The sequence below is a fragment of the Acidovorax radicis genome, assembly GCF_020510705.1.
In the GTDB taxonomy this organism is placed as follows: Bacteria; Pseudomonadota; Gammaproteobacteria; order Burkholderiales; family Burkholderiaceae_C; genus Acidovorax; species Acidovorax radicis_A.
Map to the genome: position 1 here is coordinate 4092344 of NZ_CP075184.1, position 21602 is coordinate 4113945.

20 protein-coding genes are annotated in these 21602 nt (G+C 62.6%); 10 read left to right on the plus strand and 10 right to left on the minus strand.

Features of this window, described 5'->3' with window-relative positions:
- Window positions 1–125 precede the first annotated feature (125 nt).
- The 3 genes from ccsB to KI609_RS18750 all read right to left on the minus strand — a co-directional run bounded on the left by ccsB (window position 126) and on the right by KI609_RS18750 (window position 4378).
- Complete coding sequence (ccsB, locus tag KI609_RS18740; protein WP_226445058.1) at window positions 126–1466, minus strand: c-type cytochrome biogenesis protein CcsB; 1341 nt, start codon at window positions 1464–1466, stop codon at window positions 126–128.
- Entirely contained in the window at window positions 1463–3616 is a 2154-nt protein-coding gene (locus KI609_RS18745; RefSeq protein WP_226445059.1) for a cytochrome c biogenesis protein ResB, read from the minus strand. The genes ccsB and KI609_RS18745 overlap by 4 nt, the downstream gene beginning before the upstream one ends.
- 132 nt (window positions 3617–3748) lie before the next feature.
- Complete coding sequence (locus tag KI609_RS18750) at window positions 3749–4378, minus strand: c-type cytochrome (RefSeq protein WP_226445060.1); 630 nt, start codon at window positions 4376–4378, stop codon at window positions 3749–3751.
- A gap of 138 nt (window positions 4379–4516) precedes the next feature.
- On the opposite strand from KI609_RS18750, the gene yihA reads away from it, so the two are divergent.
- Window positions 4517–5218 (plus strand): ribosome biogenesis GTP-binding protein YihA/YsxC, encoded by a 702-nt coding sequence (yihA, locus tag KI609_RS18755; protein WP_413463441.1) that lies wholly within the window; start codon window positions 4517–4519, stop codon window positions 5216–5218.
- A 50-nt stretch (window positions 5219–5268) separates the two neighbouring features.
- The gene (locus KI609_RS18760) at window positions 5269–6174 is read left to right on the plus strand and encodes an alpha/beta fold hydrolase (RefSeq protein ID WP_226445062.1); all 906 of its coding nucleotides are present in this window, start codon (window positions 5269–5271) and stop codon (window positions 6172–6174) included.
- 113 nt (window positions 6175–6287) lie between these two features.
- On the opposite strand, the gene KI609_RS18765 is transcribed toward KI609_RS18760, so the two are convergent.
- Entirely contained in the window at window positions 6288–7154 is an 867-nt protein-coding gene (locus tag KI609_RS18765; protein ID WP_226445063.1) for a lysophospholipid acyltransferase family protein, read from the minus strand.
- Entirely contained in the window at window positions 7151–8005 is an 855-nt protein-coding gene (locus KI609_RS18770; RefSeq protein ID WP_226445064.1) for a lysophospholipid acyltransferase family protein, read from the minus strand. Before KI609_RS18770 ends, KI609_RS18765 begins: the two co-directional genes overlap by 4 nt.
- A 132-nt stretch (window positions 8006–8137) precedes the next feature.
- On the opposite strand from KI609_RS18770, the gene metK reads away from it, so the two are divergent.
- From metK to KI609_RS18785, 3 genes are all read left to right on the plus strand, one after another.
- On the plus strand, window positions 8138–9319 hold the full coding sequence (gene metK / locus KI609_RS18775) for a methionine adenosyltransferase (protein ID WP_226445065.1): 1182 nt from the start codon (window positions 8138–8140) through the stop codon (window positions 9317–9319).
- A 569-nt stretch (window positions 9320–9888) separates the two neighbouring features.
- Window positions 9889–10074, plus strand: coding sequence for a DUF1328 domain-containing protein (locus KI609_RS18780; RefSeq protein ID WP_226445066.1), 186 nt, complete (start codon window positions 9889–9891; stop codon window positions 10072–10074).
- A gap of 91 nt (window positions 10075–10165) precedes the next feature.
- Window positions 10166–10624, plus strand: coding sequence for a hemerythrin domain-containing protein (locus KI609_RS18785; protein ID WP_226445067.1), 459 nt, complete (start codon window positions 10166–10168; stop codon window positions 10622–10624).
- Window positions 10625–10685: 61 nt separating this feature from the next.
- Here the strand turns inward: KI609_RS18785 and KI609_RS18790 are convergent, their stop codons facing one another.
- Window positions 10686–11927: a diguanylate cyclase gene (locus KI609_RS18790; RefSeq protein ID WP_226445068.1), complete on the minus strand. Its 1242-nt coding sequence runs from the start codon at window positions 11925–11927 to the stop codon at window positions 10686–10688.
- A 469-nt stretch (window positions 11928–12396) separates the two neighbouring features.
- On the opposite strand from KI609_RS18790, the gene KI609_RS18795 reads away from it, so the two are divergent.
- Complete coding sequence (locus tag KI609_RS18795) at window positions 12397–13434, plus strand: bifunctional nicotinamide-nucleotide adenylyltransferase/Nudix hydroxylase (RefSeq protein ID WP_226445069.1); 1038 nt, start codon at window positions 12397–12399, stop codon at window positions 13432–13434.
- 225 nt (window positions 13435–13659) lie between these two features.
- A complete protein-coding gene (locus KI609_RS18800; RefSeq protein WP_226445070.1) occupies window positions 13660–13959 on the plus strand; it encodes a DUF805 domain-containing protein in 300 nt (99 codons plus the stop codon).
- 128 nt (window positions 13960–14087) lie between these two features.
- Here KI609_RS18800 and groL read toward each other — a convergent pair whose 3' ends face one another.
- From groL to KI609_RS18815, 3 genes are all read right to left on the minus strand, one after another.
- Window positions 14088–15740 (minus strand): chaperonin GroEL, encoded by a 1653-nt coding sequence (groL, locus tag KI609_RS18805; protein WP_226445071.1) that lies wholly within the window; start codon window positions 15738–15740, stop codon window positions 14088–14090.
- A gap of 96 nt (window positions 15741–15836) precedes the next feature.
- Entirely contained in the window at window positions 15837–16127 is a 291-nt protein-coding gene (locus KI609_RS18810; protein WP_226445072.1) for a co-chaperone GroES, read from the minus strand.
- A gap of 238 nt (window positions 16128–16365) precedes the next feature.
- The gene (locus KI609_RS18815; protein WP_226450532.1) at window positions 16366–16851 is read right to left on the minus strand and encodes a CZB domain-containing protein; all 486 of its coding nucleotides are present in this window, start codon (window positions 16849–16851) and stop codon (window positions 16366–16368) included.
- 200 nt (window positions 16852–17051) lie between these two features.
- On the opposite strand from KI609_RS18815, the gene KI609_RS18820 reads away from it, so the two are divergent.
- A complete protein-coding gene (locus KI609_RS18820; protein ID WP_226445073.1) occupies window positions 17052–18086 on the plus strand; it encodes an LLM class flavin-dependent oxidoreductase in 1035 nt (344 codons plus the stop codon).
- A 64-nt stretch (window positions 18087–18150) separates the two neighbouring features.
- Here KI609_RS18820 and KI609_RS18825 read toward each other — a convergent pair whose 3' ends face one another.
- A complete protein-coding gene (locus KI609_RS18825) occupies window positions 18151–18900 on the minus strand; it encodes an SDR family NAD(P)-dependent oxidoreductase (RefSeq protein ID WP_226445074.1) in 750 nt (249 codons plus the stop codon).
- Between the two features lie 247 nt (window positions 18901–19147).
- On the opposite strand from KI609_RS18825, the gene gspF reads away from it, so the two are divergent.
- Both gspF and KI609_RS18835 read left to right on the plus strand, forming a co-directional pair.
- Window positions 19148–20380 (plus strand): type II secretion system inner membrane protein GspF, encoded by a 1233-nt coding sequence (gene gspF / locus KI609_RS18830; RefSeq protein ID WP_226445075.1) that lies wholly within the window; start codon window positions 19148–19150, stop codon window positions 20378–20380.
- A gap of 225 nt (window positions 20381–20605) precedes the next feature.
- Window positions 20606–21523: a 5'-nucleotidase gene (locus KI609_RS18835; protein ID WP_226445076.1), complete on the plus strand. Its 918-nt coding sequence runs from the start codon at window positions 20606–20608 to the stop codon at window positions 21521–21523.
- Window positions 21524–21602: the final 79 nt, after the last annotated feature.

The following is a 21602-nucleotide window of genomic DNA, read 5'->3' on the forward strand; positions in this document are numbered from 1 at the left end:
AAGGTCTCCGGTCGTTCTCGCGATGTGACAGCTGCTCGGTAGAGCGCAATAACTGTCAATTCGTTCCACGAACCCAGCAGGTTACACCGAAGACGCAATAGTTGCAGGCCGCGTCCTTGGCGTCCCTACAGCGTGCCGTAGCTGTGCAAGCCGCTCAGGAACATGTTCACCCCCAGAAACGCGAAGGTGGTGACAGCCAACCCGCCCAGCGCCCACCATGCCGACATGGTCCCACGAAGCCCCTTCATCAGGCGCATGTGCAGCCACGCGGCATAGTTCAACCACACGATAAGTGCCCAGGTTTCCTTCGGGTCCCAGCTCCAGTATCCGCCCCAGGCTTCGGCCGCCCACAGCGCGCCCAACACCGTGGCGATGGTGAAAAACGCAAAACCCACGGCGATGGATTTGTACATCACATCGTCCAGCACCTCCAACGCCGGCAGCTGCGCGGCGATGCGCTTGCGCCCCAGCAGGATGCTGGCGACGATGAACGCAGAAATGCCGAAATAAATCATCCAGTAGCTGCCGCCGTTTTCGGTGGCTCCCGGGCGGAAGACAATGGGCTCGAAGCACAGCACGATCCCCAGCAGCCACAGCGGCGCCAGCTTGTACCAACGGCTTTCAGTGGCCTGCTGCTTGATGAGGTACGCAAAGGCCACCATGGCCGACAACGCAAAGGTGCCGTACCCGATGAAATTGGCTGGCACGTGCAGCTTCATCCACCAGCTTTTGAGCGCGGGCACCAGTGGCTGGATCTCATGTGCTTCGCGCACCACGGTGTACCACAGCAAAAACCCGACCGCTGCACTCACCACCAGCATCACAAAACCACCGAGGGCGCGGGTGTCGTACTGCTCTTCGTAGTACAGGTAAAAAGCGGCCGTCATCCAGCAAAAAAGCACGAACACTTCGTAGAGATTGCTCACCGGGATATGGCCAACGTCCGCGCCGATAAGGTAGCTTTCATACCAGCGGACCATCGTTCCGATCAGCGCCATGGCCACGGCCAGCCACGCGATGCGCGAGCCGAGCATGCTCATGGTTTTGCCCTCGCCCCGCGAGAACATGCCAACCCAGTAAAACGCGGTACTGATGAAAAACAGCATGCTCATCCACAAAATGGCAGACTGGCTGGACAAAAAGTACTTGAGTCCAAACACCGTTTCGGCGCGCACCAAATTGCCAACACCATCCTGCTGGTACAAGCCGATCGCCATCAGCGCCACGGCCGCCACCACAAGCATCAGAACCCGCAAGGGGCGCCAGAACCATCCCAACCAGACAGTGAACGGAATAGCCCCCAGCAAAATGCCCTTTTCATAGACATCCATGTAGCTGCCATAGCGCTGCAGTGCATACAGCGCCCCCACCGCCACGATGGCGGCAAACAACCAGTCAAACCAGTTGCGGCGAGAGAAAAACCCCTCGTTCAGGGTAATAGTCGTAGTGGTTGTGGCGGTGTTCATGCGGAGCCTTCGCGGGGCGAAGCCCCGATCAGTTTTTGTGCGAGCTTTACAAACTCTTGATCGCCATCCATCGTTTTGCGATTGGTCGACAAGGCCATGGTGGCGTGGGTCTGGCCATCTTTCGGAGCCACCCACACCCATATGCGCCGCTCGCGCACATAAAGCATGGCAAAAACGCCCAAAATCAGCAAGGCGCAGCCCAAATAGACAATGTTCTTGCCAGGGGCTCGCGCCACCTGGAACACACTGGCCTGAACCTGCGTGAAGTCCTTGAGTTCAAAAGCCAGCGGCGCCGGGTAGATTTGCGCATCGCTGAGCGAGAGCACGGACTGCGTCATGAAACTCTGCGTCTGTGCGCTCTGCGCCAACGGCGGCAGCCCTGCGCGCTGGCGGGAGAGTTGCGCCACCTCAAACAACGCACCGTTGAGGATGCGGACCAACACCTCGCCAGCGCGTGCGCGCTCGGCCTCGGGCACGTTGGCCTCCATGAAATCGGACACCGCCTGCAGCCCGCCCGTGGGCTTGCCATCGACCAGGCCATGGCCCGCAAACAGTGCCAATGCACGCGACGCGGATTGCTGCAATTGCACAGCCAGCTCGGTACGCGATGTGTCGATGGCCTGCGCTACATAGCGGCGCACCGCTTCGTCACGCGCCTCCGGGTCGGCCAGCGCAGCTTTCATGCGCATGAAACCGTCCATGCTGCCCTTGTCGTCGGCGGGCACCCGCAAGTAGCGAAAGGGTTCGGCGGGCGACTCACGCACTCCCAGCAAAAACACGGGCACGCCGTCCCCCGTGTCGACGGGCAACATGTAGTTGTGAAACTCCCGCGCCTGGCCTGCCTGATCGCGCAGCTTGTAGCTCACGCTCGGGCCCACATTGCGCAGCTCCTTTTTGGTGGTTGTCTTGTTGGCCGCGCCCAGGCGCGATTCCACCGAGTCGCGCAAGTCCACCTTGCGGACATCCACCCCACCGGCTGCAGGGCCGGTGTCACCAAAATTCTCGACGTTGATGGTGCGCAATGCGGTGAACTCCAGCGTCAGGGTTTCACTGCCCGGTCCACCGCCTTTGTTGGTGAGCTGCGTGGAGTTGCCCACCACACCTTCCACATCAAAACCCTTCGCACCGGGCACCATGGGGATGGCATGCAACTTCAGCTGCGAGCCACCGTCATCGAAGCTCGACTGGTAGATCTCGACGCCCTTGTAGCTCGCGGGGTGGTTCACCTCCACGCGCGCCGGCATTTTTTCGCCCGTGACCTTGTCGTGGATGATGATCTCGCTGGCGAACAGCTTGGGCATGCCGGTGGAGTAGTACTCCACGATGAATTTCTTGAGCTCGATGGCAAAGGGCAAATCCTGCAGCAACACGCCATCGGACTGGCTCAGAATGGCCGTGCTCGACTGGGTGCCTTCGGCCACCAGCAGGTTGCCACGGAAGGTGGGGTTGCGCTCAGACAAGCGGTGTTCGGGTTTCACATCGGCAATCAGGCCACCGCCCTGATAGGGCGTCTTGCCGCCGAGCAGCATCTGGGCGCGCACGATGAGGTCACCATCGAGCAGACCGCCGAGACAGACCAACACGATGGCGCTGTGCGCTGCGATGTATCCGATCTTGTTGGCCGCGCCGGCCTTGGCCGCCACCATCCAGCCCGATCCAGGGCCCGCAGCGGTGTCACGCTGCTGCAGGCGCACTTTCCAGCCACCCCCCACCAGTAGCGCACCGATGCGCCGCGCCTCGGTCTCGGCGGACTCCGGCAGATTGGCCTGCGCCTTGTGATGAAAGGCCCTCAGGCTCTGTTCGCGGATGTTTTCCTTGTACGACTTGAGATCGACCAGGATTTTGGGCGTGTTGCGGGCGATGCACAGCGAGGTGCTGGTCACCAAAAAAGCCAGGATAAGCAGGAACCACCACGCGCTATATACCGCGTTGAGGTGGATGGCGCCAAAAACCTCGGCCCAAAATGGCCCGAACTGGTTGACGTAGTTGACCGCCGGTTCGTGTTGCTTGAGCACTGTGCCGATCACCGAGGCGATGCAGATCACCGTCAGCAGTGAAATGGCGAATCGCATCGAAGACAGCAATTCAACCGTGGCGCGCACGGGCTGCGAGCCAGACTGGATGCGAAGGCCCTGGGTGTTGTCGGACATGAGGAAAAAGGTGGTGGGCGCGAAAGAAAAAGGGCGGGACCATCTGTACGATGGACCCGCCCTTTTTTGGGGATTGTTATTGGCGGTTGGTTCCGTACCACCCGGACAACCGGGTGACGGGTTTGACAAAGATCAACGAAGCCCGGCGATGTAATCGGCGACGGCCTTGATTTCCTTGTCGTTGAGCTTGGCGGCCACCTGGGTCATCTGGATGCTGTTGGCGCGTGTGCCGTCGCGGAAGGTGTTGAGCTGCGCCACGGTGTAGTCGGCGTGCTGGCCCGACAGACGCGGGTATTGCGCCGGAATGCCAGCGCCGTTGGGGCTGTGGCAACCTGCGCAGGCTGCGATCTGGCGATCGGCAATGCCACCGCGATAGATGCGCTCACCCATGGCCACCAGATCCTTGTCCTTGGCAAACCCGGCCTTGGCAGGCTTGGAGGTCAGCCAATACGCCACATTGCGCATGTCGTCATCCGACAAGGCACTGGCGAACCCCTTCATGATGGCGTTGTTGCGCTTGCCGGATTTGAACTCCTGCAACTGCTTGACGAGGTACTCGGGATGCTGCTGCGCCAGCTTGGGGTTGGCAGCGATGGATGAATTGCCGTCTGCGTTGTGGCAGGCCGCACACACCGCAGTGAAGGTGGCCTCGCCTTTGACGAGGTCCGGCTTGGCCGCTTTGGGGGCATCGCCCGCCGCAAAGGCCGAGAAAACAGGTGCTGCCAGAGCGGCAGCCGTCAGCAAATAGGCGAGCAACTTCATATCGAGGGTGTGTATTTATGTCCGCAAAACCTCGCGATTCTACAATGAGGCTCCATCGCATCCCAATTTCTCATGACGACCTCCACTATCGCGCCAGTTGCTGGCTCCCTTCCGCCCGCACCCGACGCCAAGATCGCCATGGGCTGGATGCACACCGCAAAGTTCCTGACCACGGCCGCACAGCTGCACCACCTGCCGCCCATCGACGTGCCCGAAATCGCCTTTGTGGGCCGCTCCAACGCGGGTAAATCCACGTGCATCAACACGCTCACACAGCAAAAACAGCTGGCGTTTGCGTCCAAGAAACCCGGGCGCACCCAGCACATCAATTTGTTCTCGCTGGGCAAGCAGGGCGTGACGGACGCCGTGCTGGCCGACCTGCCCGGGTATGGCTATGCGGCGGTATCACGCTCGGACAAAGTACGCTGGCAGCAGGTGATGGTGAACTACCTGGTCAGCCGCCCCGGCCTCACCGGCATCGTGCTGCTGTGTGACCCCCGCCTGGGTCTGACCGAGCTGGACGAAGCCCTGCTCGAGGTGGTGCGCCCGCGCGTCGAGGAAGGCCTCAAATTCCTCATCGTGCTGACCAAGGCCGACAAGCTCACGCGTGCTGAACAGGCCAAGATCCTGTCGATTACGCGACTGCACGCGGGCGGCGGCGAGGTGAAGATGTTCTCGGCCCTCAAGAAGCAAGGCGTGGACGAAGTGGCACAACTGCTCTGGCAATGGGCGCACCCGGTGCTGCCTGCGGCTGACACGACGCCAGACACAGGCACCACAGGCACAGCCGCCACCGATGCCCCCACATCGGCTGACTCCGAGGATATTCAACAAAACTAGGCCCTAGCGCTTATCCATCAAGCGCTACCAGCTATTAAATGCGTAGCGCCATGATTCAAAACCGCTCTGTCCTCCTTCCCCACGGAACCACCCTGCAATGCCGCGTCAGTGGCGTGGCAGGCCGCCCGGTGCTGCTGTTTCTGCACGGCTTCCCGGAGGGCGCCTTCATCTGGGACGAGCAGCTGGCGCACTTTTCCCGCCCTGAAAACGGCGGCTACCGCTGCATAGCGCCCTATCTGCGCGGTTTTGGCCCGTCCAGCAGCCCGGTCGAGGTCGATGCCTACCGCGCCAAATACCTGGTGCAGGACCTGGCGGCGCTGATCGCCCACGAGTGCCCCGACGGTGCGCTGGAATGCCTGGTGGCGCACGACTGGGGCGGCGCCGTGGCCTGGAACCTGGCCAACCAGCAGCCGCAGTTGATGAAGCGGCTGGCCATCATCAACTCCCCGCATCCCGGCGCCTTTTTGCGCGAGCTGCAGCACAACCCAGCCCAGCAGGCGGGCAGCCAGTACATGCACTTTTTGTGCAGGCCCGATGCCGAGGCACTGCTGGCCGAAGACGACTTCCGCCGCCTGTTCGCTTTCTTCAACGCGCCCGATGGCAGCGCCCCGGCGTGGCTGACCGACAGCGTACGCGCCCAGTACCGCGCCCTTTGGCAGCAGGGCCTGACCGGCGCCTGCAACTACTACCGCGCCAGCCCGCTGCGCCCACCGCGCGATGGCGATCCTGCGGCCCAAGCCATCACCCTGCCAGAATCCATGCTGGCAGTGACGGTGCCCACGCTGGTGCTGTGGGGCATGGACGACCCGGCCCTGCTGCCCGGCCTGCTCGACGGCCTGCCGGGATGGGTGCCGCAGCTGCAGTTGCGGCAGGTGGAGAAGGCCTCGCACTGGATCGTGCACGAGCACCCCGAACGTGTGGCGCTGGACCTGCAGCGCTTTTTGCAATCAAAATAATAGCTGTCAGCGCTTTATGGGTAAGCGCTAGAGGCCAATTTCTCCATATTTTTCTGGCCACACAGCCAGGCAGTGCCCACCAGCAGACGGCCACCGGTGGAGGCCACCGAGCGTCAATACACCGACGCCTCGCCCTGCGGCCTGGTCTTGAAGCGTTTGTGCACCCAGTAATACTGGCCGGGTGACGCATCGATGTAGCTCTGCAAACGCGCATTCATGAGTGCTGTGTCCGCCTGCACGTCATCCGAGGGGTAGCCGGGCCAGCTGGGCGTGATCTCGGCGCAGTAGCCGCCAGGCGTAAGGCGCGTGACCATCGCAATGACCTTGGCGCGCCCCAGCCGCGCAAAACGCGACAGCGACGGCACCGTGGCGGCCTGCACGCCATAAAACGGCACGAACAGCGAATCATTGCGCCCGAAGTCCATGTCGGGCAGCAGATACAGCAGCCCGCCCTTGCGCAGGTTGGAGATGATGGGCTTGACGCCGTCGTTGCGGTTGAGCATGCGCACATCGCCAAACCGCTGGCGCCCCTCACGAAACCACGCATCCACGGCCGGGTCGGGGTGGGTGGAAAAAATCGATGTGAACGGCCGCGATGTATGCAGCGTGAGCGCCGACCCACCGGCATCCATGCCATAAAAATGCGGCGCAAAGATGATGGTGGGTGTGTCGCCTTCGAGCTCGCCCAGCGCACCCGTGAGCTTCACCCGCTCAAGCACCACCTCACGCGGTGCAAACCACAACCAGCTGCGGTCCAGCCACGATTGGCAAAACACCACAAAAGTCTCTTGGGCCCACACACGCCGCTGCTTCTCAGGCACATCGGGATAACACAACGCCAGGTTGCGCAACGCCACGCGACGGCGCGGCGCGGCCAGCACAAAAAGGATGCGGCCAATCGCCCAGCCCATCCCGCGCAGCACGCGCAGCGGCAACAGGGCCAGCACCCGCATGAACCACACCCCCAGGCGGCCCGTCATGCCGAAGCCCCTTCAGCAGGCAGCGCCTCGGCACGCGGCTGCTTATAACGGGCATAGCCCCAGAGGTACTGCTCGGGGCACTGGCGAATAAGGTGTTCCATGGCTTGATTGATCTGCAAGACGGCAACTTCCAGTTGATCGGACAAAGGCTGCGCCAGCGGTTCGAAATGCGTGACAAACCCCCGCCCCCAGGGCAGGCGCTCGCAGCGCGCCAGCACGATGGCGGCACCGGTCTGCTGGGCCAGGCGCACCGCCAGGGTCATGGTGTAGGCATCACGGCCAAAAAAAGGGGCCCAATGCCCCTGCCCAGCAGGCGGCACCTGGTCTGGCAGAAGACCCACGGCTTCGCCACGGCGCAAGGCCTTGATCATTTGCCGCACACCGGCCAAGGTGGTGGGCACCGCCAGCATGCCGGGCCGATTCCTCGCGGTTTCCATCACCTTGGCCAGCCAAGCCTGGCGAGCAGGCCGGTACAGCACGGTGATCGGGCCGCGTTCTGCGCTCCAGCGCCGGGCCGCCGCCTGGGCTGACAGCTCGAAACACCCCTGGTGCGGCGTCAGGTAAAGGATGCCGCGCCCCGCTGCGTAGGCCTGCTCCACACAGGCCTCCCCTTCAATGCGGCAAGGCAGCGGCGCCCCGAGCCACAAACGCGGCAATTCAGCCACCATGCGGCCCGCATGGCCCACAGCGGCGTGCACCGCGCCCAAGGAGTACCCAGCCCGCGCCAGGTTGGCCATGAACCGGCGCCGGTACGTGGACGATGCAGCAAATGCCACCCAGCCCATAGCCGCCCCTATGACATGGAGCAACCACAGTGGAAACACGGAAAAGAAACGAAAGACGACTGGCATTAAAATAAAGAGGTCGCTGAGTTAAATGAGCAACTTGCAGGGCGACGTTAAAAAAATCTGCTAAAGCGTTCGCCAAAGCTCCTTCGGGGTGAGGGCAACGCCCCAAATGCCGGAACACAGGAGTTTATTCAAATGGCGAACGACTTTCTTTTTACCTCGGAATCCGTCTCCGAAGGCCATCCCGATAAAGTGGCCGACCAGATCTCGGACGCGATTCTCGATGCGATCTTCAAGCAAGACCCCCGCAGCCGCGTCGCTGCCGAAACGCTGACCAACACCGGCCTGGTGGTCTTGGCAGGTGAGATCACCACCAACGCGCACGTGGACTACATCCAGGTGGCGCGCGACACCATCAAGCGCATCGGCTACGACAACACCGACTACGGCATCGACTACAAGGGCTGCGCCGTGCTGGTGGCCTATGACAAACAAAGCAACGACATCGCACAGGGCGTGGACCACGCTTCGGACGACCACCTGAACACCGGCGCCGGCGATCAGGGCCTGATGTTCGGCTACGCCTGCGACGAGACGCCCGAGCTGATGCCCGCGCCCATCTATTACGCGCACCGCCTGGTCGAGCGCCAGGCCCAGTTGCGCAAGGACGGCCGCCTGCCTTTCCTGCGCCCTGATGCCAAGTCGCAAGTGACGATGCGCTATGTGGACGGCAAGCCCCACAGCATCGACACCGTGGTGCTCTCCACCCAGCACCACCCCGACCAGAGCGAATCGCAGACCAAGATGAAGGCGAGCTTCACCGAAGCCGTCATCGAAGAAATCATCAAGCCCGTGCTGCCCAAGGAATGGCTGCAGAACACCCGCTACCTGATCAACCCCACGGGCCGCTTTGTCATCGGCGGCCCGCAAGGCGACTGCGGCCTCACCGGCCGCAAGATCATCGTGGACACCTACGGCGGTGCCTGCCCCCACGGCGGCGGCGCGTTCAGCGGCAAGGACCCAACGAAGGTGGACCGCTCGGCCGCCTACGCCGCGCGCTACGTGGCCAAGAACATCGTGGCCGCCGGCCTGGCGCGCCAATGCCAGATCCAGGTGGCCTATGCCATCGGCGTGGCCGAGCCCATGAACATCACGGTGTACACCGAAGGCACGGGCGTGGTGTCTGACGAGCGCCTTGCCGAGCTGGTGCGCGAGCACTTCGACCTGCGCCCCAAGGGCATCATCCAGATGCTGGACCTGTTGCGCCCCATCTACGAAAAGACCGCGGCCTACGGCCACTTCGGCCGCGAAGAACCCGAGTTCACCTGGGAAAAGACGGACAAGGCTGCTGCGCTGCGCGCAGCGGCGGGCCTGTAAAGGCCCCGAGCGAAGCGAGCTTGTCCGGCTTTCGGCGCAGGCTCATATCGCGTAGCGATGTGAAGGGCCGCAAGGCCCGTGCCGCAGCCAACGTACGGACAAGGCTGCCGCACTACGTGCGGCAGCAGGGCTGTAAGCCCTCCGCGCATCGCGCGGCTTTCCGTACGTGGACGAAGCTCATATCGCGCAGCGATGTGAGCGTAGGCCAAAAGACCGACAAAGCGGCGGCACTGCGTGCAGCAGCAGGGCTGTAACCCCGCCGCGCAAGCGATGTGAAAGCAGCCACAAACACTGCCACGCCGCCTTGCTGACCTGCAAGCCGCGGAGCAAATCGGACGGGGCAGGCGACGACCAACGCCCCATACCAAAAGCCAAAAGCAAAAGCCGCAGTGCGCAACGCGCTGCGGCTTTTTTTGCCATGGGCGCCGCGTTTCATACACCCGCGCCGGGCGGCCCTCTCCTACAAAGACAACCCTTGCCCGCTGACGGCGCGCCATGCACCTCGCCCTTTATCGTTCAGACTCACCGCTGCGCAGCACAACGCTGCATCCCCTACAAGGACACCCATCATGCTCAAGTACGCCATCATTTTTGCCCTGGTCTCGCTCGTTGCCGGTGCTTTGGGCTTCACCGGTGTGGCCGCTGGTGCAGCCGGCATTGCCAAGATCCTGTTTTTCATCTTCCTCGCCATCGCCGTGATCTTTGTGGTGCTGGGCGCCTTGGGGGTGGGTGCCGCTCGCAAGGCCCTCAAGTAGCCGGGGCTCCCCACACGTCGCATGGCCCATGGTCGTGCAGGTGTCACAACGCGCCCCTTTCCTCTTCGCCACCTATCACCCCAGGATCGCCATGAGCCCACGGAATATTTTTGAAGCCCTGCGCGAAAGCCATGAGCGCCAGCGTGCGTTGTACGCACAACTGATCGAAACGAGCGGCGACACGCCAGAGCGCCATGCGATTTTTGATCAACTGCGCACCGAGCTGGCCGCGCATGCGATGGCAGAAGACCGCCATTTTTATGTGCCTTTGCTGGCACACGATGCTGGCGTGGACCTGTCGCGCCATGCCATTTCGGAGCACCACCAGATCGACGAACTCGTGGAATCTCTGCAAGAGACCGAGGCATCAAGCCCGGCTTGGTTGCCCTTGGCCAAGAAGCTGGCCGAGAAAGTGGAGCACCACCTGAAAGAAGAAGAACATCGCTTCTTTCAGATGGCGGGCAAGCTGCTGACAGACCAGCAGAAAACAGCGCTGGCGCGCGCCTACCAGGACGAGTACGAAGCGGCCCTGGTCAGCACGGCGGCTTGAGATTTTCTCGGTGGCGCTTTAGAACGTGAACACGTTCTGAGGCTGTGCCGCTCCGTCACTCTCAAGCGGCTTCTTCGGCCTGCACCACACAGTTGCGGCCGCGCGATTTGGCGACATACAGCGCGGTGTCTGCCCGCTTGATGAGCGCCTGTGCGTCTTCCTTCTGGTCCCAGGTGGCCACACCAAAACTGGCGCTCACATGGCCCACAGCGTCGAACGGAACCCCGGCAATGCGGGCCCGCACGGCTTCGGCCATGGCCATGGCGGCATCCACCGGTGTTTCCTTGAGCAGGATGATGAACTCCTCGCCACCAAAACGCGCTGCGCAGTCTGAAGAACGCAGCAGCTCGCGCACCCGCAGCGCTGTGCTTTTGAGCACCACGTCGCCCGAGTCATGCCCATAGGTGTCGTTGATGCGCTTGAAAAAATCGATGTCGAACATCACCACCGACAGGCTGCTGTGATGGATGCGCGTGTCGGCCATTTCGGTCTCCAGCCGCTCAAAGAAGCGGCGGCGATTGACTAGGTCGGTAAGAAAGTCCCTAGTGGCCAGGTCTTCAAGCTTGCTGTTGAGCCGCGCCATAGGCTCGATCACCAGCGAAGACAGCGACAAATTAAGCACCACAAACAGCAGCAGGAAGCTTGCCACCAGCGCCGTCATCACCGTGTTGAACGTCTGGCGCGCTTTCTCCAGCGGGAAGTACATCGGCACCTTCACCACCTGGATGCCCACCGTTTCATTCATGCCCCACCCAAACCCGTTCTTGTCGCCATATACCTTGAGCATGGTGGGCGGTGCAGCGCTGGGCGTGCTGTGGCAAGCCAGGCACTGCGGCTGTTTGATCGTGATGGGACGGGCCACATACATGGCGCGGTACATACCCTCACCAATCTCGCCCGTCGCCTCTTTCTTGAGGTCGGCCCGGCCCTCGCGGAAGTCGCTGATGATGCGCTCCTCCCACTCGTTGGCGCGGTCGCGCACGTTGGTCGGGTTGAGCACCGCCTCTTTGTATTCGTAGCCCGGAAAACGGTCTTGCAGACGGCGCAGTGTTTCTGTGGCAGCAAAGGCGGGCACAGTTTGCGGCAGGAATTTTTCGGCCAACGTCACATCCAGGTGGGGCTTCACCAATTCGGTGGTGTAGTCACGGATGGCCATGGCCGAGTGCATCATGATCTGCGAGTTGTGCTGCACCTCTTGGATGGCCGATTTCTGCAAGAACCGGTGGACGTAGAGCCCAGCGCCCAGCACCGCCAGCAACAAAACGCCGGCCAGCACCAGATTGAATTTGAACCGCAAAGACATGGAGTTCCCTCAGCGGCCAGCATGCCGCCGGCCTGTTATTGAAGGCGGGGCCTGCGCAGGTACGCACGCGACCATCGCCGGGGCAATCAAGTGCAGCACACGTACCCGCCGACAGAGACCAATGCGTAGCACAAGGCCCGCATTGTCACCATGTTCCAAAGTCAAGGTCCAGTGTTTTTCTGCCAGCCCACCGGCCCGAGCGAAGGCAACACCGCCGGGGCGAGGGGCGCAACCCCAGTGAGCCCCCCCCCGACAGCCCTCTGGCAGCGAAAGGGGCGGGAGCCACGATAGAATCACTACAAAAAAGATAGCTGCTTGCGCTTGTATTGATTGCGCCAGCAGCCAAAAACACTCAAATTATTGTTCGGTGCACCCTCCGGGCATCACGCTTTGCGCGTGGCCAGTGAGGCGGCAACCATCCGCAATGTTGATTCGGGCGCACACTGGTGCGTGCCACTGCTGGAGACACATGGTCGACATCGCCATCTACATCGGGCGCTTCGAGCCCGTTCACAACGGTCACCTGGCGTTGCTGCGCCGAGCGCTCGCCAGCGCACGGCAAGTCATCGTGGTCGTGGGATCGGCATGGCAGGCCCGCTCGCCCAAGAACCCATTCACCTGGCAGGAGCGCGAAGCCATGCTGCGCGCGGCGCTGTCCCCTGCAGACAGCGCCCGTGTGCAGGTGCTGCCCATGCGCGACTATTACAACGAAGCCGTGTGGGTGCAGGCCGTGCGCCGGGGCGTAGCGCGCATGACCGTACCGGGCGCACGCATTGGCTTGGTGGGCCACTTCAAGGATGCGACCAGCGGCTACCTCAGCGCCTTTCCTGGCTGGCAGCTCATCCACGTAGAACGCCAGGGCAGCATCGACGCCACCGCCATCCGCGACGCGTACTTTGGCGCCACGCCCGCCACCGCGCGTGCTGCCGTGGCGCCGCTGGCCGAAGAGATTCCCGAGAGCACCATCGCCACGCTGGAGCACTTTGCACAGACCCCGCGCTACCCCGCACTGCAGGAAGAGTGGCGCATGCTGCGCGACTACCGCAACGCCTGGGCCGCCGCGCCCTACCCGCCCGTGTTCGTGACGGTGGATGCCGTGCTGCGCTGCCAGGACCACGTGCTGCTGATCCGCCGCGCCCACGCACCCGGCAAGGGCCAGCTGGCCGTGCCCGGCGGCTTCATCGAACAGCGCGAGACCGTGTGGCAATCGTGCCTGCGCGAACTGGCGGAAGAAACCCACTGCCACCTGCCCGAGGCCCGCATGCGCACCGCGCTGCAATCCGTCGCCGTGTTCGACCACCCCGACCGCAGCCAGCGTGGCCGCACCATCACCCACGCACACTACTTCGACCTGGGAGATGCACCCTTTCCGGCGGTGCTGGCCGATGACGATGCGGCTCTGGTGCAGTGGACGCGGATTGACCAGCTGGCGGGACTGGAAGAGGAGTTCTTCGAAGACCACTTCCACATGCTGGACCACTTTCTGGGACTGACGGAGCTGGACTGACGGCACCCGCCCGTCTTTGAAAAAGAACGGCCGAATGCGCCCTAGTGCAATATGTGCGGATAGCCGTCAAATAGGAGCAAACGATTTCCGATCCCGTCGCATCGGCGGCGCAACGTGGCTGCTGCGTGCGCCAAGTCGGCTGGACTTGTCGCGGCGCCCCTCTATCATGGCCACGCGGGGTTACCCCGTGACCAAGCAACGATTGTTCAAGAGAGGGAGTTCGCTATGGATTTTGTTTCAGCTGTCAAAAGCTGCTTCGCGCAGTACGCAGGGTTTTCGGGCCGTGCTCCACGTTCCGAGTTCTGGTGGTTTGCTTTGTTCCAGCTCGGGGTGCTGGTGATTGCCACCATGATCAGCCAGACGCTATACGGCGTTGCCGCTCTGGCCCTGCTGCTGCCAGCGCTGGCCGTGGGGGCTCGTCGCTTGCATGACATTGGCCGTTCTGGCTGGTGGCAGCTGCTGTCGCTTACCGGTATCGGCACCCTGGTGTTGATCTATTGGTGGGTGCAACCCAGCGGGGAGTAAAGCCACTGCAGGCCAGCGTCCCGCGTTGGCCCTATAGAAAAGAAAAAGCCCGCAGACCGTAAGGCCTGCGGGCTTTTGTGGTGTGGGCTGCGCAGTCAGCACCAGGCCGCTACGCAGGGGCCTGGCAATTACATGCCCATGCCGCCCATACCGCCCATACCGCCCATGTCAGGCATGCCGCCGCCAGCGCCGGATTCGTCCTTCGGTGCGTCAGCGACCATGCACTCGGTCGTCAGCAGCAGCGAGGCCACGGATGCGGCGTTTTGCAGGGCCGTGCGGGTGACCTTCGTGGGGTCCAGAATGCCCAGTTCGAGCATGTCGCCGTAGCTGTCGTTGGCAGCATTGAAGCCGAAGTTGCCCTTGCCGGCCAACACAGCGTTCACCACCACCGAGGCTTCGCCGCCGGCGTTGTTCACGATTTCGCGCAGAGGCGCTTCGATGGCCTTGAGCACCAGAGCAATGCCATGGTCCTGGTCAGCGTTGTCACCCTTGATGGAGGTGCCAACCGCTTGCTTGGCACGCAGCAGAGCCACGCCGCCACCAGCCACAACGCCTTCTTCCACCGCTGCGCGCGTAGCGTGCAGTGCGTCTTCCACGCGGGCCTTCTTTTCCTTCATTTCGACTTCGGTAGCAGCGCCGACCTTGATCACGGCCACACCGCCAGCCAGCTTGGCCACGCGCTCTTGCAGCTTTTCGCGGTCGTAGTCGGACGTGGCTTCTTCGATCTGCACGCGCACTTGCTTTACGCGGGCTTCGATGTCAGCAGCAGCGCCAGCGCCGTCGATGATGATGGTGTTTTCCTTGCCCACTTCGATGCGTGCAGCCGTGCCGAGGTCGGCCAGCGTCACCTTTTCGAGCGTCAGGCCCACTTCTTCAGCGATGACCTTGCCGCCCGTCAGGATGGCGATGTCTTCCAGCATGGCCTTGCGACGGTCGCCGAAGCCAGGAGCCTTCACAGCCACCACCTTCAGGATGCCGCGGATCGTGTTGACCACCAAAGTAGCCAAGGCTTCGCCTTCGACTTCTTCGGCGATGATCAGCAGCGGACGGCCGGCCTTGGCGACTTGTTCCAGCGTAGGCAGCAGGTCGCGGATGTTGCTGATCTTCTTGTCGAACAGCAGCACGAAGGGGTTGTCCAGAATGGCGGATTGCTTTTCTGGGTTGTTGATGAAGTAGGGCGACAGGTAGCCGCGGTCAAACTGCATGCCTTCCACGACGTCCAGTTCGCTGTCCAGCGACTTGCCGTCTTCCACGGTGATCACGCCTTCCTTGCCAACCTTGTCCATGGCGTCAGCGATCAGCTTGCCGATGGTTTCGTCGGAGTTGGCAGAGATCGAACCGACCTGTGCGATTTCCTTGGAGGTGGTCGTGGGCTTGGAAGCCTTCTTCAGCTCGGCGACCAGGGCTGCCACAGCCTTGTCGATACCGCGCTTCAGATCCATCGGGTTGATGCCGGCGGCAACGTACTTGAAGCCTTCGCGAACGATGGCTTGTGCCAGCACCGTAGCGGTGGTGGTGCCGTCACCAGCGTTGTCGCTGGTCTTGGAGGCCACTTCCTTCACGAGCTGGGCGCCCATGTTCTGCAGCTTGTCCTTGAGTTCGATTTCCTTGGCCACGGACACACCGTCCTTGGTCACGGTGGGGGCGCCGAACGAGCGCTCCAGCACCACATTGCGACCCTTGGGGCCCAGCGTGACCTTGACCGCGTTGGCCAGGATGTTCACGCCTTCAACCATGCGAGCGCGGGCTTCGCCGCCGAAAACTACGTCTTTTGCTGCCATGTTTGGCTCCTACAAGATTTGAATCAAATTGACCGCTGGCGCTTATTAATAAAGCGCTAGCAGCTATTAAAAGATGAGTAACTCAGAGGACGAAAATTACTTCTCGACCACTGCGAAAAGATCGTCTTCCTTCATGACCAGCAGCTCGTCGCCGCCGACCTTGACGGTCTGGCCCGAGTACTTGCCGAACAGAACGCGGTCACCGACCTTCACGTTCAGGGCCATCACTTCGCCCTTGTCGTTCTTCTTGCCGGGGCCGACGGCCAGCACTTCACCTTGATCAGGCTTTTCAGCGGCGTTGTCAGGGATCACGATGCCGGAGGCGGTCGTGGTTTCGCTTTCGATACGCTTGACGATCACGCGATCGTGCAGAGGGCGAAGTTTCATTGCAATGCTCCTGTTTTCAGTGAAAAAGCTGACTGATTTGGCGCCCGGACCTCCGGACACCACCAAATTACCGGCAGCCGATGTGGTGTTAGCACTCAACTACTGCGAGTGCTAATGATACGGGCATTTGTGTCGATTTCAAGACGACCCCTTGGTGAACAGGTGGTTCGGTCGTGAAAATTTGTGTGTGGTGCCATCGCGTTTTCAGCGCTGTCACCCTCTGGAACAGAAGTTCCAGTCAGCGCCCCAACCCGCGTTTGAGCTCCTTGAGCAGAAGAAGCACCTGGTTGGACGCGTGCCGGCAGCTGCTGTTGAGCAGTTGTACCGACTTGGCCGCGTCCCCCGACTGGTACAGCGTCACCACATCGGCCGCCTGCTGATGAAAATACTTATGGCGGGCCACCAGCATGTCAAACGCCGGGTAATGCCCTAGGCGCACGCGGCCCGTGCCATAGAGCCAACGGCCCAGGTCACAACGATCATCATGGCAAATGCGTTCTGGTCGCATGACCTCGTCGGACCGGCCGTTGACCATGTCCTGCAGTTGCAACCGCCAGCGCTCATGGCTCGCAATGGCGGCATCAATGTCGATTTCGGTCATCAACGTGGCCGCGTATTCAGCATCCAGCACCAGCTCACTGCCGTTGTCTTCCAAAGCCCAGGTCGTGTCGGGGCTTGAGGGGTCTTGCTCCCTGATTTTGAACAAACGGCTAAAAAATCCCATGGAACATCCCTCGCTATCCATCTCTTCAGAGCACCCAACGATGCCGACACGCAAAATGGCTTGAAACATTCTGTAGCGGGATGGGCTTTTTGGCTATCAGAAATTGACATCGTGCAGGCTCTGCTGCGGGCAACCCCTCGGTCCGTGCCGGCTCTGCGCCGCTGCCTGCACCAACGTCCACAGCGCCCGACAATGACACCATGACCCACACCACCCACCGCCCCGCCCTGTCGATGCTTGACCTTGTTGCCGTCCGCGAAGGGGGCACGGTGGCTGAGGCACTGCAGATTGCGCTGCGCACTGCGCAGCACGCCGAAGCCTTGGGTTTCGCCCGCTACTGGCTGGCCGAGCACCACAACATGGCGGGTATCGCCAGTTCTGCCACAGCGGTGTTGGTTGGCCACATTGCTGGAGGCACCTCGCGTATTCGCGTCGGCTCAGGCGGTGTGATGCTGCCCAACCACGCGCCCCTTGTGGTTGCCGAGGCCTTTGGCACGCTGGCCGAGTTGTACCCCGGCCGCATCGACCTGGGCCTGGGTCGCGCGCCCGGCACCGACCCCGCCACCATGCGCGCGCTGCGCCGCAGCCGGGTCGAGACGGCCGATGACTTCCCCCAGGATGTCGCCGAGCTGCAGCGGCTGCTGGGCCCTGCCGAACCCAACCAGCGGCTCATCGCCATGCCGGGGGCCGACACCCAAGTGCCGATCTGGCTGCTTGGCTCCAGCCTGTTCTCTGCGCAGCTGGCAGCAGAGCGTGGCCTGCCCTATGCATTTGCATCCCATTTCGCGCCGCGCCTTCTGCTCCAGGCCATTGAGCTGTATCGCAATCTCTACCGCCCGTCCGCCGCCTGGCCCAAGCCCTATGTGGTGATTGGTGTTCCGTTGATTGCAGCCCCCACCGACGAAGAAGCCGACTTTCTGGCCAGCAGCACTTATCAGCGGGTGCTGGGGATCCTGACCGGGGACCGCCGCCGCCTGCTGCCGCCTATCGCCCATTACGCGGCGCAGCTGCAGCCACAAGAGCGGGCGGGCATCGATGATTTTCTGGCCGCAGCCGTGATCGGCGGCCCTGACACCGTGCGCACCGGGCTTGAACGGCTGCACCATGCCACTGGGGCCGATGAATTCATGCTGGTCAGCGATGTGTACGACCCGGCACTGCGCCTGCGCTCGCTGGACATCGCCGCGCAGGCGCACAGGGCCATGCAGGCTGCGAACCCGCCGGTGCCAGCCTGAGAAACTTGGCAAGACGCAAGACAAGAGGGAGAGAGGGCCAGAGGGGCCTCTCTCCCCGCGCACGTCAACGCGCCAGGTAACCGCCGTCCACGGGGTAGTACGCCCCGGTCACGAAGGAGGCCTTGCTGGACGCCAGCCAGGTCACCAGCTCCGCCACTTCTTCGGGCTGGCCGAGGCGGCCCATGGGGTGTGCAGCCACCAGCATGGTGTTCACGCCCGCGTCTTGCTCCAGCCCGCTGATCATCGGCGTGTGGATGAACGCAGGGCCCACGGCATTGATGCGCACGCCCAGCGCGCCATACTCCAGCGCCGCCGCCTTGGTCAGCCCCACCACCCCATGTTTGGCGGCCGTGTAGGCTGGCGAGGTGGCAAACCCCACCGAACCGAGGATGGAGGCCATGTTGATGATGGAACCGCCGCCCTGCTTGAGCATGGCGGGGATCTGGTACTTCATGCCGTAAAACACGCCCGACAGGTTGATATTGATGACCTGCGCCCAGCCGTCGAGCGGATAGTCGGCCGTGGGCGCCTGCGGGCCACCGATGCCCGCGTTGTTGCAGGCGATATCCAGGCGGCCATAGTGGGCGACGGTGCGGCTCACCAAGGCCTCACAGTCCTGGGGTTCGCCAACATTGGCCGCCACAAAAATAGCGTCGCCCCCGGCCGCGTGCACCAGCGCGACCGTCTCCTCGCCCGCGGCGACGTTCACGTCAGACACCACCACTTTGGCGCCTTCACGCGCCCACAGGAGCGCAATGGCACGCCCGATGCCCGACGATGCACCCGTCACGATGGCTACCTTGTTCTTGAGCATGAAAAACTCCTTGTTCAGAATGCCTGCAACAAATGCCACAAGCCCAATTGTTCATTCTGCGCGGCATGCGTGTCTGCACCTTGACTTGCGTCATTGCGTTCGCGCACGCCCCGGCACCGGCGGGGCCGCGGGTAGTCGCTACCATCATGGACTCAGCGCGTGTGTCCTGCACACCTGTTGCGTGAATCACTGAACGACCAACGGTTCAACCGTTTCACTGCCCATCCGCCTTACCGCACTGCATCGCATGCCCGCTTTTTCCTTTGAAGCCCTGGACGCCCAGGGCCAGACCCGCAAGGGCCTCATGGAGGCCGATACCGCTAAGGCGGCACGCAGCCTTCTGCGGGCCCAGGCCCTCGTGCCGTTGATGGTCGAACTGGTGCAAACCGGCCAGTCCCTGGATGGACGCTCGGCCAGCCTGGGCCAGCGCTTGTTCACACGGCCCGTGTTCAACGCCACGGCGCTCTCCATCTGGACGCGCCAGATCGCCGGGCTGGTGTCATCGGGCCTGCCGCTGGAGCGCGCGCTCACGGCCCTGTCCGAAGAAGCCGACGACGAGCGCCAGCGCCATCTTGTCGCAGCATTGCGCGCCGAGGTCAACGCAGGCGCCACCTTCGCACGTGCGTTGTCGCAGCACCCCCGCGAGTTCTCGGACATCTACTGTGCCGTGATTGGTGCTGGCGAGCACAGCGGCAACCTGGGCCTGGTGCTGGAGCGCCTGGCCGACGACCTGGAAGAACGCCAGGCGCTCAAGGCCAAGCTGGCGGGTGCCGCGCTGTATCCCGCCATCGTCACCCTCGTGGCCATCGTCATCGTGCTGTTTTTGGTGGGCTACGTGGTCCCACAAGTGGCCAGCGTGTTTGCCGGCACCAAGCGGGCACTCCCGTTTTTGACGGTAGCGATGCTGGGCATCAGCGCGTTTGTGCGCAGTTATGGATGGGTTTTGTTGATCGCTTTCGTTTTGATAGCAGCAGGCGCACGCTGGGCGCTCACTATTGAGCATATTCGCGAAAAATTCGATACCGCCTGGCTCAACTTGCCGCTGGTGGGCAAGCTGGCCCGGGGCTACAACGCGGCACGGTTTGCCGGCACGCTGGCCATGCTGGCGGGCGCGGGGGTGCCGATCCTCAAGGCCTTGCAAGCCGCCGCTGAAACCCTGAACAACCGTGCGCTGCGCGCCGATGCGCTGGATGCCCTGGTGCTGGTGCGCGAAGGCGCGCCGCTGGCGTCCGCGCTGGCGCAGAAAAGGCGCTTCCCCGGCCTGCTGTCAATGTTTGCGCGCCTGGGTGAGCAAACAGGGCAGCTGCCGGTCATGCTGCAGCGCGCGGCCCGCCAGCTTTCGGCCGAGGTGCAGCGCCGCGCCATGGCGCTGGCCACCATTCTGGAGCCTCTTCTCATCGTGGCCATGGGTCTGATCGTGATGCTGATCGTGCTGGCGGTGCTGCTGCCCATCATCCAGCTCAACCAGTTTGTGAAATGAAGTACCCCCTCCTTCAGGCGGTGCGCGCATTCCCCCCCTCTCTCGCCTCGCGGCACGACGCGGAAGGGTGCGAGGGTTGCGGCGCCATGCCCGCCTGCTCGGGCATGGACAGCCCGGGCGCGGCGAGGCGGCCCTTGCACAGCAGCCGCCGGCCTGGGCCACGCCTTGTTGTGCGTTGCGGCGGGCTGTGCACGGAACGATGACAAACGGAGACCGGAGCCTTCTATGGCCGTAACGCTAGACGACAAACTGGTGGTGGCGATTTCCTCGCGCGCCCTCTTCAACTTTGAGGAAGAAAACCGCATCTTCGACCCCAACGACCCGCGCCCCTACATGGAGCTGCAGCAAGAACGGCTGCATGTGCCTGCAAAGCCGGGCGTGGCGTTTCCGCTGGTGAACAAACTGCTGGCCTTCAACACGGCCCAAGCCCGACCCGTCGAGGTGGTCATCCTCTCGCGCAACGACCCTGTGAGCGCGCTGCGCATCTTCCATTCGGCCCACGATGCCGGTCTGCCGCTGGAGCGCGGCGTGTTCACTCAGGGGCGCGATCCGTTCAAGTACCTGCGTCCACTGGGCGCGCACCTGTTTCTGTCGGCCAACGAAAAAGACGTCAGCGAAGCCCTGGCACTGGGTTTCCCGGCGGCACGGGTGCTGACCGATTCGGCCGCGGCAGGCTCCAACTATCCGAACGAGCTGCGTATTGCGTTCGACGGTGATGCGGTTCTGTTTTCAGATGAGGCCGAGCGCGTTTACCAGGCCGAAGGCCTCGCTGCGTTCCAGACGCACGAAACCAGCAAGGCGGCGTTGCCCTTGTCTGGCGGGCCCTTCAAGCCGCTTCTGAGCGCGTTGCACCGGCTTCAGCAACAGGCCGACGTGTCGGGTATGCGCCTGCGCACCGCACTTGTCACCGCGCGCAGTGCACCGGCCCATGAACGCGCAATCAACACCCTGATGAAGTGGAACCTGGCCGTGGACGAAGCCATGTTCCTCGGAGGGCTGGAAAAAGGGCCTTTTTTGCGCGAATTCGAGCCCGACTTCTTCTTCGACGATCAGACCGGCCATGCCGCATCTGCAGCGCTCCACGTGCCTGCTGGCCACGTCAACAGCGGCATCTCGAACCCGCCCCGGATTGCGGGCGGTTGAAATAATTCGATGCCGCCGATGGTGGCCATGCAAAGCTTCGGCAAAGACATGCAACACCACGTGAAAACGCACTGGAATG